The organism is Aeromicrobium sp. PE09-221, assembly GCF_002174305.1.
Taxonomy (GTDB): domain Bacteria; phylum Actinomycetota; class Actinomycetes; order Propionibacteriales; family Nocardioidaceae; genus Aeromicrobium.
The window spans coordinates 1-18,365 of record NZ_MIJB01000025.1; the positions used below are offsets into that span (position 1 = coordinate 1).

General features: G+C 68.1%; 16 protein-coding genes. 10 read left to right on the plus strand and 6 right to left on the minus strand.

The window, feature by feature from the left end; all coding sequences use genetic code 11:
• Positions 1–135 precede the first annotated feature (135 nt).
• The gene (locus tag BHE97_RS13300; RefSeq protein ID WP_087624536.1) at positions 136–321 is read right to left on the minus strand and encodes a DUF5703 family protein; all 186 of its coding nucleotides are present in this window, start codon (positions 319–321) and stop codon (positions 136–138) included.
• 8 nt (positions 322–329) lie between these two features.
• Positions 330–1,271, minus strand: a complete 942-nt coding sequence (locus BHE97_RS13305) for an aldo/keto reductase (protein WP_087624537.1) — start codon at positions 1,269–1,271, stop codon at positions 330–332.
• 48 nt (positions 1,272–1,319) lie between these two features.
• Between BHE97_RS13305 and BHE97_RS13310 the strand changes: the two genes are divergently transcribed.
• Both BHE97_RS13310 and bluB read left to right on the plus strand, forming a co-directional pair.
• A complete protein-coding gene (locus BHE97_RS13310) occupies positions 1,320–2,150 on the plus strand; it encodes an undecaprenyl-diphosphate phosphatase (protein ID WP_087624538.1) in 831 nt (276 codons plus the stop codon).
• 20 nt (positions 2,151–2,170) lie between these two features.
• Positions 2,171–2,845, plus strand: a complete 675-nt coding sequence (gene bluB, locus BHE97_RS13315; protein ID WP_087624539.1) for a 5,6-dimethylbenzimidazole synthase — start codon at positions 2,171–2,173, stop codon at positions 2,843–2,845.
• On the opposite strand, the gene BHE97_RS13320 is transcribed toward bluB, so the two are convergent.
• Complete coding sequence (locus BHE97_RS13320) at positions 2,823–3,791, minus strand: magnesium and cobalt transport protein CorA (RefSeq protein WP_087624540.1); 969 nt, start codon at positions 3,789–3,791, stop codon at positions 2,823–2,825. The two genes, bluB and BHE97_RS13320, sit on opposite strands and share 23 nt — an antisense overlap.
• Positions 3,792–3,821: 30 nt before the next feature.
• On the opposite strand from BHE97_RS13320, the gene mshC reads away from it, so the two are divergent.
• A complete protein-coding gene (gene mshC, locus BHE97_RS13325; RefSeq protein ID WP_087624541.1) occupies positions 3,822–5,051 on the plus strand; it encodes a cysteine--1-D-myo-inosityl 2-amino-2-deoxy-alpha-D-glucopyranoside ligase in 1,230 nt (409 codons plus the stop codon).
• Positions 5,048–6,382 carry a magnesium transporter gene (mgtE, locus tag BHE97_RS13330; RefSeq protein WP_087624542.1) on the plus strand — a complete coding sequence of 445 codons (1,335 nt, stop codon included), beginning with the start codon at positions 5,048–5,050 and terminating at the stop codon, positions 6,380–6,382. The genes mshC and mgtE overlap by 4 nt, the downstream gene beginning before the upstream one ends.
• Before the next feature lie 18 nt (positions 6,383–6,400).
• On the opposite strand, the gene BHE97_RS13335 is transcribed toward mgtE, so the two are convergent.
• Positions 6,401–7,243, minus strand: coding sequence for a PAC2 family protein (locus tag BHE97_RS13335; protein WP_087624543.1), 843 nt, complete (start codon positions 7,241–7,243; stop codon positions 6,401–6,403).
• Positions 7,244–7,287: 44 nt separating this feature from the next.
• A complete protein-coding gene (metH, locus tag BHE97_RS13340) occupies positions 7,288–11,022 on the minus strand; it encodes a methionine synthase (RefSeq protein WP_272896914.1) in 3,735 nt (1,244 codons plus the stop codon).
• Between the two features lie 100 nt (positions 11,023–11,122).
• Here metH and BHE97_RS13345 point away from each other — a divergent pair, with 100 nt between their 5' ends.
• A complete protein-coding gene (locus tag BHE97_RS13345; protein WP_087624544.1) occupies positions 11,123–11,770 on the plus strand; it encodes an HAD family phosphatase in 648 nt (215 codons plus the stop codon).
• Here BHE97_RS13345 and BHE97_RS13350 read toward each other — a convergent pair.
• Positions 11,728–12,597, minus strand: a complete 870-nt coding sequence (locus tag BHE97_RS13350; protein WP_170931421.1) for a PD-(D/E)XK nuclease family protein — start codon at positions 12,595–12,597, stop codon at positions 11,728–11,730. The two genes, BHE97_RS13345 and BHE97_RS13350, sit on opposite strands and share 43 nt — an antisense overlap.
• A 70-nt stretch (positions 12,598–12,667) precedes the next feature.
• Here BHE97_RS13350 and BHE97_RS20725 point away from each other — a divergent pair, with 70 nt between their 5' ends.
• The 5 genes from BHE97_RS20725 (at position 12,668) to dop (ending at position 18,332) form a co-directional block, all read left to right on the plus strand.
• On the plus strand, positions 12,668–13,600 hold the full coding sequence (locus BHE97_RS20725; protein ID WP_236757685.1) for a site-2 protease family protein: 933 nt from the start codon (positions 12,668–12,670) through the stop codon (positions 13,598–13,600).
• Complete coding sequence (locus BHE97_RS13360; protein WP_087624547.1) at positions 13,597–14,484, plus strand: tRNA (adenine-N1)-methyltransferase; 888 nt, start codon at positions 13,597–13,599, stop codon at positions 14,482–14,484. Before BHE97_RS20725 ends, BHE97_RS13360 begins: the two co-directional genes overlap by 4 nt.
• A 117-nt stretch (positions 14,485–14,601) precedes the next feature.
• On the plus strand, positions 14,602–16,320 hold the full coding sequence (arc, locus tag BHE97_RS13365; protein WP_087624548.1) for a proteasome ATPase: 1,719 nt from the start codon (positions 14,602–14,604) through the stop codon (positions 16,318–16,320).
• A gap of 47 nt (positions 16,321–16,367) precedes the next feature.
• Positions 16,368–16,805, plus strand: a complete 438-nt coding sequence (locus tag BHE97_RS13370; RefSeq protein WP_087624549.1) for a GNAT family N-acetyltransferase — start codon at positions 16,368–16,370, stop codon at positions 16,803–16,805.
• Between the two features lie 9 nt (positions 16,806–16,814).
• Positions 16,815–18,332 (plus strand): depupylase/deamidase Dop, encoded by a 1,518-nt coding sequence (dop, locus tag BHE97_RS13375; protein ID WP_087624550.1) that lies wholly within the window; start codon positions 16,815–16,817, stop codon positions 18,330–18,332.
• Positions 18,333–18,365: the final 33 nt, after the last annotated feature.

The window sequence follows — 18,365 nt, forward strand, 5'->3', positions numbered from 1 at the left end:
CTTCCATCGTGGAACGCCTCGACCCTATCCGGCCGACGGCGCGCTAACCCCGACTACACCCTCAACTGCGAAGAGCCGGATAACTCACCGCCCACGGGACGGGTGCGGGATAACTCACCGCCGGGCGCGGGGAGGTCAGAAGGTGGGGCGCATGCGGATGATCTTGCGGCGCAGGCGCACGGTGCGATCGCCGCTACGGTCGCGGCGCAGGCGGTCGAGCTCCCACCCTTGGAACTCGGCGGCATCGGTCAGCATCCGGCAGACCGACTGACGCGACTGCGTGCGCGAGATCGACATATTCCAGAACTCGTACTCGACCATGCTGCTCCTCATGAGACATCGGACAGGGCGTCGGCGATCTGGGTCGGCAACGTGAGATCCTCCGACCCCAGCGCTTCCTCCAACTGGGCCACCGTACGCGCCCCCACCAGAAGCGACCCGACACCGGGACGATCCCGCGTCCATGCCAGCGCGGTGTGCGCCATCGGCACGCCGAGGCCCTCGGAGGCCTTGGCGACGGCGTCGACGATACGCGTCTTCTGCGCGGACAGGTACGCCGACACGAAGGGCTCCCAGTGCGCATCGGCAGCCCGCGAATCTCCCGGGATACCGCCGCGGTACTTCCCGGTGAGCACGCCACGGCCCAGCGGCGACCAGGCCAGGACGCTCATGCCCAGGTAGTCCGCCGCGGCGATCACATCGGGCTCGGCACTGCGATTCAGCAGGGAGTACTCCACCTGCGCGCTGACGAGCGGCACACCGCCACCGAGACGCTCGAACCGCGAATGAGCCAGCGATGTCTGCCAGCCGCTGTAGTTGCTGACACCGGCGTAGCGGACGCGCCCGGACCGCACGGCGTCGTCGAGCGTGGCCATCGCCTCGTCGATCGGCGTGGTCTCGTCGAAGCGATGGATCTGCCACAGATCGAGGTGATCGGCGCCGAGATCGCGCAACGACTGGTCGAGCTGGGCGAGCAGCGTGCGGCGAGACGAGTCGCGCACCACCGTGCCGTCACGATGGGACAGCCCGGCCTTTCCGGCGAGCACCAGCCGGTCGCGTGCGCCGGACTTGGCCAGCAGGCGCCCTAGCAGCTCCTCGGTGCGTCCCTCGCCGTAGATCGGAGCGGTGTCGACAAGGGTCCCGCCCGCGTCCAGGAAGGCGGCGAGGAGGTCCTCGGCGACGTAATCGTCGACGATCGTGCCCCAGGTCATCGTGCCCAGACCCAGGCGCGAGACCTCCAGTCCGGAGCCACCGAGCCGCCGCATCAACATGCCAGCAGGGTAGCCAGTCGAGCCTGGAGCCGCGTGTAGGCTCGCACGGTGGATTTGCTGCGATCAGTCGTCCTGGGTCTCATCCAGGGGCTCACCGAGTTCCTTCCGATCTCCAGTAGCGCCCATCTGGCGATCTTCCCGCAGCTCTTCGGATGGGGCGACCCGGGTGCCGCCTACACGGCCGTCGTCCAGATCGGCACCGAGCTGGCGGTGGTGCTCTACTTCTGGCGCGATATCTGGACGATCGGATCGGGTTGGGTCCGCGGCGTGTTCTCCCGGGAGGCTCGAGAGGCGCCAGAGTGGCGCATGGGCTGGTTCATCATCATCGGCTCCCTCCCGATCGTCATCCTCGGCCTCCTGCTCGAGGATCTGATCGACCGCGAGTTCCGGAGCCTCTGGGTGATCGCCACGACGCTCGTGGTGCTCGGCATCGTGCTCGGGATCTCCGAGAAGGTCGGTCGCAAGAACCGGGCCATCGACCAGCTGAACCTGAGACATGCCGTGATGCTCGGCGCCGCGCAGGCCGCCGCGATCGTCCCGGGCGTCTCCCGCTCGGGGGCCACCATCTCGATGGGACTCTTCCTCGGATACGAGCGCCAGGCCGCCACCCGGTACGCCTTCCTGTTGGCGATCCCCGCGGTCGTCGGCGCGGGCGTCTACAAGCTGAAGGACATTCCGGGAGCCGAGAACGCCTACGGCACCGGCCCGACGATCGTCGGTACCGTCGTCTCCTTCGTGGTCGGTCTCGCGGTCATCCACTGGCTGCTGCGCTATGTCAGCACGCGCTCGTACGCGCCCTTCGTCGTCTATCGGATCGTGCTGGGTCTCGCGGTCATGGGCCTGCTCGCGGCGGGCGTCCTGTCGGCCTCGTACGTATGAGCGAGCGCAGCGAGCGAACGATGAGCACGCATCGTTACCCCGCATCGGATCGTGAGGCGATCTACCGGGTGATCGCGGAACGGCGGGACATGCGGCACTTCGCCGGGGGAGAGGTGGACCCCGAGACCTTGCAGCGGCTGCTCGCGGCGGCGCACCGGGCGCCGAGTGTTGGGATGATGCAGCCCTGGCGCTTCTGCCGCATCACCGATGTCCGGCTGCGCTCGTCCATCGGCGAGCTCGTCCGTGAGGAGACCGAGCGGACCGCCGAGGCCCTGGGCGAGCGGGGTGCGGAGTTCTCCCGCTTGAAGGTCGAGGGCATCGCCGACTGCGCCGAGCTGCTGGTAGTCGCGCTGACCGAGGATCGTGAGCGGCACATCTTCGGTCGCCGCACGATGCCGCAGATGGATCTGGCCTCGGCATCCTGCGCGATCCAGAACCTGTGGCTCGCCGCCCGCGCCGAAGGTCTCGGGATGGGCTGGGTCTCCTTGTTCGACCCGGAGCGCCTGGCCGAGCTGCTCGGCTTCCCCGTGGGAGCGGAGCCCATCGCGGTCCTCTGTCTGGGCCCGGTGGACGAGTTCTACGCTCGCCCGATGCTCGAGGAGACCGGATGGACCACGGCCCTGCCGTTGGATGAGCTGCTCGCCGAGAACGGCTGGCCCGCCGACGGAGTCCCTACAACCACCCCGAGCGCTTGAACCGCACATAGGCATAGCCGCAGGCGAGGGCCATGAGCCCGAGGACCAGCGGATACCCGAAGGGCCATCGCAGCTCGGGCATGTCGTGGAAGTTCATCCCGTAGATCCCCGCGATCGAGGTGGGTATCGCGAAGAGGGCCGCACCGGCGGCGAGCTTGCGCATGTCATCGTTCTGCTGGATCGAGAGCTGTGCGAGATGGGCTGACAGGGCATTGTCCAGCAGACTGTCGACCGCCTCGATGGCATCGACGGCACGTTGCAGATGGCCCGACACGTCGCGGAAGTACGGCCCGGCCTCGCGCGGGGTGACCGCGTCGACGAGACGGGCGAGCGGCTCCCGCAAGGGCAGCACCGCGCGTCGGAACTCCAGGGACTCGCGCTTGAGCCGGTAGATGCGATTGGAGTCGCGCGTGCGGCCCTCGGAGAACACCGAGACCTCGACCTCCTCCACATCGGTCTCGAGCTCGGCGGCGACGCTGTCGTAGTCGTCCACCATCCGATCGAGCACGGCGTGCAGCACCGATACCGGACCATGGCGCAGCCGGTCCGGATCGTTCTCGAGGTCGGTGCGCGCGTGCTTGAAGGACGGGCCACCGTGCCGGACCGTGAGCGCGAAGCGCGCGCTGACACAGACATCGACCTCGTGGGTCTCCACCTCGTCGTCCGCGTAGCTGACGCCGCGCAGCGACACGAGCAGATAGTCGTGATAGCGGTCGATCTTGGGTCGCTGGTGCGGTTCGAGGATGTCCTCGACGACCAGCGGATGGAGGTTCAGCGCCCGACTGATGTCCTCGATCTCGTCGGGGCCCGGATCGTCGACGCCGATCCACAGGAACTCGTCATCGTCGAGGGATTCGACGGCGGAGGCCAGCCCCTCGGGGCCCACCCCCCGTTCCACAGTGCGCACCCGCGCACCGTCGTGGTAGATCGCGCAGTCGATGATCACCCGCTCATTGTGCCCGGATACGCTCGACCCATGCAGAGTTGGCCGTCTCCCGCTGTCCCGTCGCTCGCCGAACGTGGTTATGGGTACGGGCCCGCGGTCCACGTGTACGATTCGGCGACCCGGGAGCCCCAGCAGATCGACCCTCCGGAGCAGGCCCGGCTCTACGTCTGCGGCATCACACCCTATGACGCCACGCACCTCGGCCACGCGAACACCTATCTCGCCTTCGACCTGCTGCAGCGGGCGTGGCGTGATCGTGGCCTGGAGGTGGCCTACACCCAGAATGTGACCGATGTCGACGATCCGCTGCTGGAGCGCGCCACCGCGACGGGTGTGGACTGGCAGGAGCTGGCCGAGCGCGAGACCCAGCTGTTCCGGGAGGACATGGAGGCGCTGCGGGTGCTCGCACCGGACCACTATGTGGGTGCCGTCGAGGCGATCCCCTCGGTCATCGAGATGGTGGAGTCGCTGCGTGAGGCCGGTGCGGTCTACGAGGTCGATGGCGACCTGTACTTCGATGTCCACGCCGACGAGACCTTCGGGACCGTGAGCAATCTCGACGAGGCGACCATGCGCCGTCTGTTCGGCGAGCGCGGAGGCGACCCCAATCGCCCCGGCAAGCGCGACCCCCTGGACTGCCTGGTCTGGCAGGCGGCACGCCCGGGCGAGCCGTCCTGGCCGAGCCCTTTCGGAGACGGGCGCCCCGGCTGGCACATCGAATGCGCGGCGATCGCCTTGGAACACCTCGGACGTACCTTCGACGTCCAGGGCGGCGGCTCCGATCTGGTCTTCCCGCACCACGAGATGAGCGCCGCGGAGGCCGCTGTCGCCACGGGGGCACCGTTCGCCCGCTACTACGTGCACGGCGGCATGGTGGGCTTCGAGGGCGAGAAGATGTCGAAGTCCAAGGGCAATCTGGTGCTCGTCTCACGACTGCGTGCGGACGGGCACGAGCCCGCCGCAATCCGCCTGGCGTTGCTGGCGCACCATTATCGCGGCGACTGGGAGTGGACCGGCGAGCAGATCGATGCCGCGATCGGGCGACTCAAGACCTGGCGGGCCGCCACCGAGCGTGCCACCGCCCCTGCCGCCGCGCCCGTGATCGGCGAGCTGCGCGCAGCATTGGCCGATGACCTCGACGCGCCCCGTGCCCTCGCCGCCGTCGACGCCTGGGCCGCGGATGACGGCGACGATCCTGAGGCGACCGCCGATGTCGCGCTGGCGATCGACGCGTTGCTGGGCGTGGATCTGGGCCGATGACGCCGACGCCGGAGTATCTCTCCGCGCTCGTCGATGACGGAGACCTCGCGGCGATCTCCCACGCCCTCGACGGCGTCGGCATCGCGCAGTCGCTGTCGATCGTGGAACGGCTGCCGGCCGGCTACCGGGCCGTCGTGTTCCGGTTGCTGGACAAGGACGCCGCGATGGCGGTCTTCGAGGCCCTCGACGCGGAGCTGCAGGCGGAGCTCATCGGAGAGCTCCGCGACGACGAGGTGCGCGGGCTGTTCGAGGAGCTGGACCCCGAGGAGCGCGTGGAAGTGCTGGACGAGGTGCCGGCGGCCGTCGCCTCGCGGCTGATGCGTGGACTGTCCGGTCCCGAGCGGCAGCTCACCGGTGTCGTCCTCGGCTATCCGCCTCGGTCGCTGGGGCGCCGCATGTCGCCCGAGCTGGTGCTCTTGCATCCCGCGGACTCGGTTCGCGAGTCACTGCGCCGGATCCGGGCCAAGCCGATCCCCACCGACTCCCTCGCTGAGCTTCCACTGTGCACCCCGCAGCGCATCCTGCTCGGCATGGTCGATCTCGGGGCTCTGCTGCGCTCGGACCTCGATCTGCCCGTCGCGGACTTGCAACGGCGTGCGGTGGCGCTCCACGTGCACGACGATGCCGAGCACGCGGCCGTGCAGGTGGTCGACTCCGGTGCGGCGGTCACCGCGGTCGTCGACGAGGAGGATCGCGTCGTCGGCGTGTTGACCCTCGAAGCCGCCCGCGAGATCCTCGCCGAAGAGGCCGACACGGATGCCGCCCGCAGCGGCGCGACCGAGCCGCTCGCCCGGCCCTATCTGGCGACATCGGTCGTCCGGCTCGCACGGTCGCGTGTCGTCTGGCTGCTGGTGCTCGCCGTCTCGGCCATCCTGACGGTCCAGGTGCTGGAGCTCTTCGAGGGACAGCTCGAGCAGGTGGTCACGCTCGCGCTCTTCATCCCTCTGCTGACGGGCACCGCCGGTAATACCGGGGCGCAGGCGGCGACGACCGTCACCCGTGCGCTCGCGCTCGGAGATGTGCGAACCCGGGACGTCCGGCGCATCTTCCTGCGCGAGTCCGCCGTGGGCCTCCTGATGGGCACCCTGCTGGGCTCCTTGGGCTTCGTGCTGGCGGGTGCGGTCTACGGATTCGATCTCGGCCTGGTCATCGGGCTGACGCTGGTGTCGGTGTGCACGATCGCGGCGGCGGTCGGCGGCTGCATGCCGCTCGTCGCCCGGACCCTGCACGCCGACCCGGCGGTGTTCTCGACGCCCTTCATCTCGACCTTCTGCGATGCCTCGGGACTCGTGGTCTACTTCCTCATCGCCTCAGCCGTGCTCGGCCTCTGACCGCCGCGCCCGCCGCGGTCAGGAGCCGAGATCGCGGCGGCGCAGGTAGCGCTCGAACTCGCGCGCGATCGCATCGCCGGAGGACTCGGGTGCGTTGCCGGCATCGTGCTCCTCCTCGAGGGACCGCACGTACTCGGCGATCTCGAGATCCTGCTGGGCGATCTCATCGGCGCCACGCTGCCATGCCGCAGCCAGCTCGCCGAGCTCACCGGCGGGCAGAGCGGTGCCGAGGGTGTCCTCCAGCGCGCCGAGCAGGGCGAAGGTGGCCTTGGGGCACGGGGGCTCGGCCAGATAGTGCGGCACGGCCGCCCAGAGCGATGTCGACTCGAAGCCGGCAGCGGCCGCCTCGTGGGCGACGACCCCGGTGATGCCGACCGGACCGCTGTACGCCGATGACGCGACGGCGAGCTTGTCCGCGATGGCGGGCGAGGTCGAGGAACCGGTCAGCGGGACGGTCCTGGTGTGCGGGGTGTCGGCGAGCAGCGCTCCGAGACACACGACATCGCGGACCCCGGACATCGTGGCCAACTCCAAAATCGCGCGGGTGAACGCGCGCCACCGCAGATGCGGCTCGGGCGCGCGCAGCAGGAGCACGTCACGGTCTCCGTGCGGCGGCCGGGCCAGGTACACGGTCGGTGTCGGCCAGTCGATACGGCGGTCGACGTCGCCGCCCCGGATGATCGGCCGAGTCTCCTGGAAGTCGTAGTAGTCGTCGCCGTCGAACTCGGCGTAGACCTCGGCATCCCACTCGTCGACGAGATGGGAGATGACATCGCTCGACGCATCCGCGGCATCGTTCCAGCCCTCGAAGGCAGCCACGAGCCAGGGATTGCGCAAGGTCTCGCTCGGATTCGCAGTCACGACATCAGCCTAGGCCGTGGGGCTCGCAGACTCACGTACGACGCTCAGTCCTCGGGCTGGTAGCCCAGGTTCGGTGAGAGCCAGCGCTCTGCCTCCGCCAGAGTCCACCCCTTGCGGCGCGCGTAGTCCTCCACCTGGTCGCGGCCGATGCGTCCGAGCACGAAGTACTGCGACTGTGGATGCGAGAAGTACCAGCCGCTGACCGAGGCACCCGGCCACATGGCCATGCTCTCGGTGAGCTCGATTCCCGTTGCCTTCTCCACATCGAGCAGCTCCCACAAGGTCTGCTTCTCGGTGTGCTCGGGACATGCCGGATAACCCGGGGCGGGACGGATGCCGTCGTACTGCTCCTTGATGAGCTCCGTATTGGTGAGCTTCTCATCGGGCGAGTAGCCCCAGAACTCGGTGCGGACGCGTTCGTGCAAGCGCTCGGCGAAGGCCTCCGCGAGACGGTCGGCGAGCGATTCGAGCAAGATCGCGCTGTAGTCGTCGAGTTCTGCCTTGAACTGTGCCACCTTCTCCGCGCTGCCCAGCCCCGCCGTGACGGCGAATGCGCCGATGTGATCGGCGAGACCGGAGTCCGCCGGCGCGATGAAGTCCGCGAGCGAGCGGTGCGGCACCCCGGCCCGGTGCTCGGTCTGCTGGCGGAGGTGGTGAAGTGTCGCGACGACCTCGGTGCGGGACTCGTCGGCATACACCTGCGTGGAGTCATCGACGCGTGCGGCCGGGAAGAGCCCGAATACCGCGTTGGCGGTCAGCCACCGCTCCTCGATCACCTGGTCGAGCATGCGCTGAGCGTCATCCCACAGCCTGCGCGCGGCCTCACCGCTGGCGGGGTTGTTGAGGATGTCGGGGAAGGACCCCTTCATCTCCCAGGCGTTGAAGAAGGGCTGCCAGTCGATGTACTCGCGCAGCTCGTCCAGCGGGTACTCCGAGAGCACGTGGATGCCCGGGGCGGCGGGCACCGGCGGGGTGTAGTCGCTCCAGTCGAGGGGGCTGGCATCGGCGCGGGCATCGGCCAACGACAGCATGGGCCTGCCGTCACGCTTGGCGGCGTGGCGCTCGCGCAGCGACGCGTAGTCGGCCTCGATCTCCGCCAGCAGGGTCCCGCGTCGCTCGTCGGACAGCAGGTTCGCCACGACGGGTACCGAGCGCGACGCGTCCTTGACCCACACGACGGGGCCGTCGTACTTCTGCGACACCTTGACGGCCGTGTGCGCCCGCGACGTCGTGGCACCACCGATCAGCAAGGGGATGTCCAGGCCCTGGCGCTGCATCTCGCCGGCGAAGCTCTCCATCTCGTCGAGCGAGGGCGTGATGAGGCCGGAGAGCCCGATGATGTCGGCATTGTGCTCCTTGGCCGCGTCGAGGATCTTCTGCGCGGGCACCATGACGCCGAGATCGATCACGTCGTAGTTGTTGCACTGCAGGACGACGCCGACGATGTTCTTGCCGATATCGTGCACATCACCCTTGACGGTCGCCATGACGACGGTGCCGTTGCTGCGTCCAGCGTCCTCCGCGCTCTGGCCGGCCTCGATGAACGGGATTAGATAGGCGACGGCCTTCTTCATGACGCGAGCCGACTTCACCACCTGAGGCAGGAACATCTTGCCCGAGCCGAAGAGATCGCCGACCACATTCATGCCGCCCATGAGGGGACCCTCGATGACCTCGATCGGCTGGCCTCCGCGGTCGGCGATGAGCTGGCGCAGCTCCTCGGTGTCGGCCTCGACGTGGGCGTCGATGCCCTTGACGAGTGCGTGGGTGATGCGTTCGTCGACGGGCAGCTCGCGCCACTCCTCGGTCGCCGCCTCAGCCTTCTCGCCGGTGCCCGCGTAGTCGCCGGCGATCTCCAGCAGGCGTTCCGTGGCGTCGTCGCGGCGGTTGAGGATGACATCCTCGATGCGCTCGCGGAGCTTCTCGTCCACCGTGTCGTAGGGGACGAGGGCTCCGGCGTTGACGATGCCCATGTCGAGTCCGGCCGCGATCGCGTGATACAGGAAGACCGCGTGGATCGCCTCGCGGACGGCGTTGTTGCCGCGGAACGAGAACGAGACATTGGAGATGCCGCCCGACACGAGGGCGCCCGGGAGGTTCTGCTTGATCCAGCGGGTCGCCTCGATGAAGTCGACGCCGTACTCGGCGTGCTCCTCGATGCCGGTGGCCACCGCGAAGACATTCGGGTCGAAGATGATGTCCTCGGCCGGGAAGCCGACCTCCTCGGTGAGGAGGCGGTACGCACGTCCGCAGATCTCCTTGCGGCGCTCCAGGTTATCGGCCTGACCGTCCTCGTCGAAGGCCATGACCACGACGGCGGCGCCGTAGCGCCGGCACAGCCGGGCCTCGTGGATGAACTTCTCCTCACCCTCCTTCATGGAGATCGAGTTGACGATCGGTTTGCCCTGGATCGTCTTGAGGCCGGTCTCGATGACCTCCCACTTCGACGAGTCCACCATCACGGGCACCCGGCTGATGTCCGGCTCGGAGGCGATGAGCTTGCCGAAGCGGTCCATCGCGGCGACGCCGTCGATCATGCCTTCGTCCATGTTGATGTCGATGACCTGCGCACCGTTCTCGACCTGTTGACGCGCGACCTCCAGCGCGGTGGGGTAGTCGTCGTCCTTGATCAGGCGCCGGAACCGGGCTGAGCCGGTGATATTGGTGCGCTCACCGATGTTGACGAATAGCGAGTCCTCGGTGACGACGAAGGGCTCCAGCCCGGACAACCGGAGAGCCGGGTGCGGCGTCGCGGGGACACGCGGCGCGAGCCCGGTCACCTGCCGGGCGATCTCGGCGATGTGTCCGGGCGTGGTACCGCAGCAGCCACCGACGACGTTGACGAAGCCGCTGTCGGCGAACTCGCGCACGACGGCGGCGGTCTGCTCGGGGAGCTCGTCGTACTCGCCGAAGGCATTCGGCAGTCCCGCATTGGGGTAGCAGGAGACGTAACAGTCGGCGATCCGCGACAGCTCGGCGACGTAGGGCCGCATCTCGCTGGCGCCGAGCGCGCAGTTGAGGCCCACCAGCAACGGCTGCACGTGGCGGATCGAGTTCCAGAAGGCCTCGACGGTCTGACCCGACAACGTGCGTCCCGAAGCATCGGTGATGGTGCCCGAGATCACCACCGGCCAGCGGCGTCCGTAGTCCTCGAAGACCGACTCGATCGCGAAGATCGCGGCCTTGGCGTTGAGGGTGTCGAAGATGGTCTCGACGAAGAGCAGATCGGCGCCGCCGTCCACCAGGCCGCGGACGGAGGTGGAGTAGGCCTCGACGAGTTCGTCATAGCTGACATTGCGCGCACCGGGGTCGTTGACATCGGGGGAGATGGACGCGGTGCGCGTCGTGGGGCCGAGGGCGCCGGCGACGAAGCGAGGGCGATCGGTGTCCGCGGCGACCGCGTCGGCGGCACCGCGGGCGAGCCTGGCCGACTCGTAGTTGAGCTCATAGGCGAGGTCGACCATGTCGTAGTCGCGCAGCGAGACGGCATTGGCGCTGAACGTGTTGGTCTCGATGATGTCGGCGCCGGCCTCGAGGTACTCGCGATGGATCCCGGCGATGAGCTCCGGCTGCGTCAGCGTGAGCAGATCGTTATTGCCCCCGACATCGCAGCTCCACGATGCGAAACGCTCGCCGCGATAACCGGCCTCATCGGGCCGATCGCGTTGGATCGCGGTACCCATGGCGCCGTCGAGGACCAGGATGCGCTCGGCCATGAGCGCACGGAGGGTCTCGGTCGCGTCGGGGCGGTGCAACGAGGGGACGGAGATGACAGGCACAGCGGCAGAACCTTAGGTGGAGTACGGGTACGTCCAGCCTACGGCGGGCTCGCCTCGGCCACGATGATCGTTCGTTCTATGGACATCATACGGTGGACCCGTGACACTTCCTGACGCAGTCCTCTGGGACATGGACGGCACCCTCATCGACACCGAGCCCTTCTGGATCGCGAGCGAGCACGAGCTCGCCGCCGAGCACGACCGGCCCTGGACAGAGGAGGACAGCCTCGCCCTGGTCGGCAGCGGACTGCTCGAGGCGGGCGCCTATATCCGGCGGCGCCTGGATTCCTCCATGACGGCCGAGCAGATCGTCGATTACATGATCGGCCGTGTCACGGCGCGTCTCGACGAAGGACTCCCGTGGCGACCCGGCGCCGTGGACCTCGTACGAGGATTCGCCGATGCGGGGGTTCCCCAGGCCCTGGTGACGATGTCCTATGCGAGCCTCGCCGCCCCCGTCATGGATGCCCTGGACTTCGACGTGTTGGTCAGCGGGGATGCCGTGGGTCGTCCCAAGCCGCATCCAGAGCCCTATCTGCTGGCGGCGCGCCGCCTCGGCGTCGAGCCCCAACGCTGCCTCGCCATCGAGGATTCCAAGACGGGTGCGACATCGGCGAATGCGGCGGGATGCGTGGTGGTGGCCGTGCCACATGCCGTCACCGTCCCGGAAGCCGCGCGCCGGACCATTCTGCGCTCGCTGGAGGATCAGACGCCGGGCGCGCTGTGGGCCCTCGCGTCCACCAACTGAAGTTCAGGGAACTCCGGCGGTGTGCCGCCGAACTCCGGACACAGGGACTGGTGCGCGCAGAAGCGGCACAACGGCCCGGCCGAGGGTCGGAAGTCCTGCCTCTCGATGGAGTCGGCGATGGCCTGCCAGAGGGCGGTGAGCCGGCGCTCGGTCACCAGCAGGTCCTGCTCCGTGGGCGTATACGACAGCACGGACCGGTCGGCCAGATAGTAGAGCTGCAGGAGCGTGGGCAGCACTCCGCGCGTGCGCCACACGACGAGGGCGTAGAACTTGAGCTGGGACATCGCCCGGTCCTCGAACATCGGCCCGGGGGAGCGTCCGGTCTTGTAGTCGACGACGCGGATCAGGCCCTCGGGGGAGATATCGAGGCGGTCGACGATGCCCTGCAGCGTGAGACCGGAGTCGAGGGTGTGGGCGACCCGTTCCTCGCGCGCCGCGGGCTCGAGCCAGCGCGGGTCCTCGACACTGAAGTAGGACCCGAGGAGGTCCGCCGCGGACGTGAGCCAGTCGGCCTCGGCGGCGGCATCGGCCCCGCTGTCGAAGAGATCGACGAGCCGAGGGTCCTCCTGGCGGATCGACTGCCATTGAGCGGGCAGGAGCTCGCGGGCCCGCTCGAGCGTGCGCTCAGGGGCAGGGACGTCGAACAGCGCCTCGAGAACGGCGTGCACGAGCGTGCCGCGTGCCGCCACGGGATCGGCCGGCTCGGGGAGGCGGTCGATGGTGCGGAAGCGGTACAGCAGCGGGCAGGTGGTGAAGTCGCCCGCACGGCTCGGCGACAAGGACCGCTTGACGGCCCGTGGGGTGGCGGACGACTCCAGCTCGGACATGACGTCCACGGTACGGCGGAGCACCGACAGTTCCGCGATGCCGCGCGGGGAGGTCTGTACCGTAGGGCGCGTGAGCGAGCGACGTCCCCGGGGTGCCTGGCGGATCGGTCGCATCGCCGGCGCTGACATCCTCATCCGTCCGTCGCTGCTCGTCATGGGCGTACTGCTGGTCATCGTGTTCGCGCCGCAGTTCGAACGTCTCGGCGGTAACCCCTATGCGGTGGCCGGGGTCTTCGTCGCCGCTCTCTATGCCTCGATCCTGTTGCACGAGATCGCCCACGTGGTCGCGGCGCGCGCCTTCGGTATGCGCGTTCCATCGGTGACACTGCACCTCCTGGGCGGGGAGACGCATCTGGAGGGCGAGTCCCGATCGCCGACGCAGGAGTTCGTCACCGCGATCGTCGGACCGCTCGCTTCCCTGGCGGTCGGCGTCGCCGCCTGGTGGTCCGCCCTCCAGCTTCCGGCCGGACTCGTCTATGCCGTGCTCTGGTCAGTGGGATTCATCAACATCCTCGTGGCGGGCTTCAACATGCTGCCCGGACTCCCACTGGACGGTGGCAGGGTGTTCCGGGCCCTGATCTGGGGCGCGACCGGCTCGGAGTCCCGCGGAGTACTGGCAGCGGGATGGCTCGGACGACTCGCTGCCATCGGCCTGGTGGTCTGGGCGGTGCTGACCGTCGATCGGCTCGAACCCTTCCACCTGACCCGGGCCCTGCTGTTCGGCGTCGTGGCGATCTTCCTCTGGCAGGGGGCCTCGGGCGCGCTGGCACACGGTCGGCGGCTCACGCGCGTCGACCGGATCGTGGCCCGGGACCTCGCGGTCGACGCCGAGCCGCCTCCGGATGCCGCGGTCCTCCCGGCGGGGCTCTCGGGCCGCCGGCTGCTGATCGCCATGGTCGAGCACCCGGCCCGCGTGTACGCGCTCGTGGAGCCGGACGGTACCGTCGTCGGTCGGCTCGACGCCGCCAGCGTCGACCGTGCCTATCGAGAGGAGATGCGGTGACCAGCCCGCGACGGAGCGGTCCCTTCGGAGAAGGGGACTGGGTGCGCCTGACCGATCCCAAAGGTCGACGTCACAACATCCAGCTCGTCCCCGGACGCGAGTTCTCCACCAAGAAGGGGCAGATCCGCCACGACGATATCCTCGGTCAGCCTGAGGGCATCGTCGTGGAGACGGCGCTAGGACATCCGTACCAGGCCTTCCGGCCGCTGCTCTTCGAGTACGTCGTGTCGATGCCACGCGGGGCGGCCATCATCTATCCCAAGGATGCCGCGCAGATCGTGGCGATGGCCGATATCTTCCCGGGCGCCCGTGTCGTCGAGGCGGGAGCGGGATCCGGGAGCCTCTCCACCTACCTGCTCCGCGCCGTCGGAGCCGAGGGCCATGTCGGCTCCTATGAGCTGCGGGAGGACTTCGCGGAGACGGCACGGCGCAATGTCGAGCAGATCATGGGCGAGGCGCCCGCCAACTGGTCGCTCACCATCGGCGACGTCCGGGAGACGATGACCGAGACCGAGGTCGACCGGCTGATCCTGGACATGGTCGACCCGTGGAGCTGTGTCGAGCTGGCCGTCGAGCGCCTCGTGCCCGGCGGCATCGTGTGCGCCTATGTGGCCACCACGACCCAGCTGTCCCGATTCGTCGAGACGCTGCGGGCCGATGGCGGCTTCACCGAGCCCCACGCCTGGGAGACCCTCGTCCGGGACTGGCATCTGGAAGGTCTCGCCGTCCGGCCGGACCACAAGATGAACGGTCATACCGCCTTCCTGGTGACCGCGCGGCGGATGGCCCCCGGACATCGTTCGATCGGCAAGTCGCGGCGCCCGGCACCGGGCGCCTATGGACCGGACTACCTCGGACCCCGTCCCGTCGACCTCGACGACTGACCGGTCGCGGACTGAACGTATCCGGTGACGACGTGTGAGGAACGAGCGGCGCGTCGAAGGGGGCGACGACCACCGCGATACGGGTAATGTCGGGTACACCGAACAGGAGGTGACCCCATGAACACCGATCAGTTCAATTCCGGCGAGTCCGACGAGGTGGCCTTCTTGCGCGCCGAGCTCGAGCAGCTGCGCCGACGACTCGCCTCCTCCGGGGCGAGCGACCGCCGAGTCTCCGAGCTCGAGGCCAAGCTCGCCTCGTCCGATGCGCAGAACCAGCGCCTGAGCTCGACACTGCGCGAGGCTCGCGATCAGATCATCTCCCTCAAGGAGGAGGTCGACCGGCTGGCCCAGCCGCCGACAGGGTTCGGCACCTTCCTGCAGCACAATGACGACGAGACGGTCGATGTCTTCACCGGCGGCCGCAAACTGCGCGTCAACGTCAGCCCCGCGGTCGATCGCGATGACCTGCGCAAGGGCCAGGAGGTCATCCTCAACGAGGCCATGAACGTCGTCGCCGCACTGGACTTCGAGTCCGTCGGCGAGGTGGTCATGCTCAAGGAGCTCCTCGAGGACGGCGAGCGCGCCCTCGTGATCGGCCATGCCGATGAGGAGCGCGTCGTCCGACTCGCCGAGAGCCTCGTGGGCACCCGGCTGCGCGCCGGCGACACCCTGCTGGTCGACAACCGGTCCAACTATGTCTTCGAGCGGATCCCCAAGAGCGAGGTCGAGGAGCTCGTCCTCGAAGAGGTCCCCGATATCGATTACACGAGTATCGGCGGGCTCGCCGGCCAGATCGAGAACATCCGCGACGCCGTGGAACTGCCGTATCTGTATCCGGAGGTCTTCGTCGAGCACGAGCTGAAGCCGCCGAAGGGTGTCCTGCTCTACGGCCCGCCGGGATGCGGCAAGACGATGATCGCCAAGGCCGTGGCGTCGAGCCTGGCCAAGAAGGTCACCGAGAAGACGGGGGAGGAGGGCCGCTCCTACTTCCTCAACATCAAGGGGCCCGAGCTGCTCAACAAGTACGTCGGCGAGACCGAACGCCACATCCGCCTGGTGTTCCAGCGAGCCCGTGAGAAGGCCAGCGAGGGCACGCCGGTCATCGTGTTCTTCGATGAGATGGACTCTCTGTTCCGCACGCGCGGATCGGGTGTGTCGTCCGATGTCGAGAACACCATCGTTCCTCAGCTGCTCAGCGAGATCGACGGGGTCGAGGGACTCGAGAACGTGCTGGTCATCGGTGCCTCGAATCGCGAGGACATGATCGACCCGGCGATCCTGCGTCCCGGGCGGCTCGACGTCAAGATCAAGATCGAGCGTCCCGATGCCGAGGCGGCGCGCGATATCTTCAGCAAGTACCTGACCGCCCGGCTTCCGCTGCATGCCGACGATGTCGCCGAGTGGGGCGGCGATCGCGCGGCGTGCGTCCAGGGCATGATCCAGCGCACGGTCGAGCGCATGTACACCGAGAGCGAGGACAACCAGTTCCTCGAGGTGACCTACGCCGGTGGTGACAAGGAGATCCTGTACTTCAAGGACTTCAACTCCGGTGCGATGATCCAGAACATCGTCGATCGTGCCAAGAAGATGGCGATCAAGGACCTGCTCGAACACGATCAGCGGGGCCTGCGCGTCCAGCATCTGATGCAGGCCTGCGTCGATGAGTTCAAGGAGAACGAGGACCTCCCGAACACCACCAATCCCGATGACTGGGCTCGCATCTCGGGCAAGAAGGGTGAGCGGATCGTGTTCATCCGCACGCTCATCACCGGCAAGGGCGGTAACGAACCGGGGCGGTCGATCGACACGGTCGCGAACACGGGACAGTACCTCTGAGCCTCACCCTGCGCGTCGCGGCCTATGACGCGCCCGATGTCGTCCTGATGACCGAGGAGGTCCAGGAGGAGTACCGCCGACGCTACGGAGGCCCGGACGGTGACGCCTTGCCGATCGACGCCGATGAGTTCCTGCCCCCACGCGGTTACTTCCTCGCGGGGTACGAGGACGGTGTCGTCGCCGCGATGGGCGGATGGCGCCGGGGCGGTCCCGCGGGAGACGACGACGCGGAGATCAAGCGCATGTACGTGCGCCCGGCGTTCCGCGGGCGGGGGTACTCGCGCCTCATCCTGTCCGAGCTCGAGCGCAGTGCCGCACGCGCAGGGATCGTCCGCCTGGTCCTGGAGACCGGCCTCGAACAGCCCGAGGCCATCGCGCTGTACCGCTCGACCGGCTATGAGGACGTGGAACCCTTCGGCTTCTACGCCGGAAATGATGACAGCGTCCATCTGGCCAAGGCGCTCGATGTGATGTCCGCGCCGTAGGCTGGCGATGTGACGGTGCGACGTATCCAGGGCAGCGAGGTCGAGTACGGCATCGCTGTGCAGGGCCAACCGCAGGCCAACCCGATGATCGCGGCCACCCATGTCGTGAACGCCTATGCGGCGGCGCACGGCCTGACCCGTCGCGCGCAGTGGGACTATGAGGAGGAGAGCCCGCTCCGCGATGCCCGCGGCTTCGATCTCTCCCGCGAGGCGGCCGATCCCTCGCAGCTGACCGATGAGGATCTCGGTCTGGCCAATATCATCCTCACCAACGGCGCCCGGCTCTATGTGGATCACGCGCATCCGGAGTACTCGAGCCCCGAGGTCACCACGCCCCTCGATGTCGTCCGGTGGGAACGCGCCGGAGAGCACGTGATGCGCCGCGGCGCAGAGCTGGCGGCACAGATCTCCGGGGTCGCGCCGATCATGCTCTATAAGAACAATGTCGACAACAAGGGCGCCTCCTACGGCTCGCACGAGAACTACCTCATGCGCCGCGATGTGCCCTTCGTCCAGATCATCCGGCACCTCACCCCGTTCTTCGCCTCGCGGGCGATCATCTGCGGCGCGGGCCGGGTCGGGCAGCAGCAGGACGGCTCGGTCCATGCCTTCCAGCTCAGCCAGCGGGCCGACTACCTCGAGGAGCAGGTCGGGCTGGAGACGACCTTGAAGCGCCCGATCATCAACACCCGCGACGAACCCCACGCCGATCCCAAGAAGTACCGCCGACTCCACGTGATCGTGGGCGATGCCAACCTGGCGGATGTCTCGATCTTCCTCAAGCACGGCACCACCTCGCTCGTGCTGGCGATGATCGAGGACGAGTTCCTGGTCGACGAGGAGGTGGAGCTGGCCGATCCGGTGGCCGCGGTGCACACCATCTCGCACGATCCGACGCTGCGGGCCACGGTCGAGCTCGCGGACGGCCGCCGGCTGACGGCCCTGGACCTGCAGTGGTTCTATCTGGAGAAGGCTCGTGCCTATGTCGACAAGCTGGGCGATGATGATCCCGAGCCCGAGCAGACGACGGCCGTGCTGGATCGCTGGGAGAGTGTCTTGACGCGTCTCGGGCGCGATCCCTTCGCGTGCTCGCGGGAGATCGACTGGGTCGCCAAGCTCTCGCTGCTGGAGCAGTACCGCGAGCGTGACGGCCTGGAGTGGGACCACGCCAAATTGCACCTCGTCGACCTGCAGTATCACGACATCCGCCGCGACAAGGGACTGTTCTATCGTCTCGAGCGGGCAGGGCGCATCGAACGGCTGGTCGACGATGCGGCGATCGAGTCGGCCGTCACCGCTCCGCCTCGGGACACGCGCGCCTACTTCCGCGGACGCTGCCTCGAGAGATTCAGCTCGTCGGTGGCGGCGGCGTCGTGGGATTCGGTGATCTTCGACCTTCCGGGTCACGACTCGCTGCAACGTGTCCCGATGATGGAGCCCCTGCGGGGAACAGCGGAGCACGTCGAGACGTTATTCGAGAACAGCCGGGACGCCGGTGAGCTGTTCCGGGCGATCACCGGCGGCTGAGACCGGAGCAGACGCGGTTCCAGCGGGTTCGGG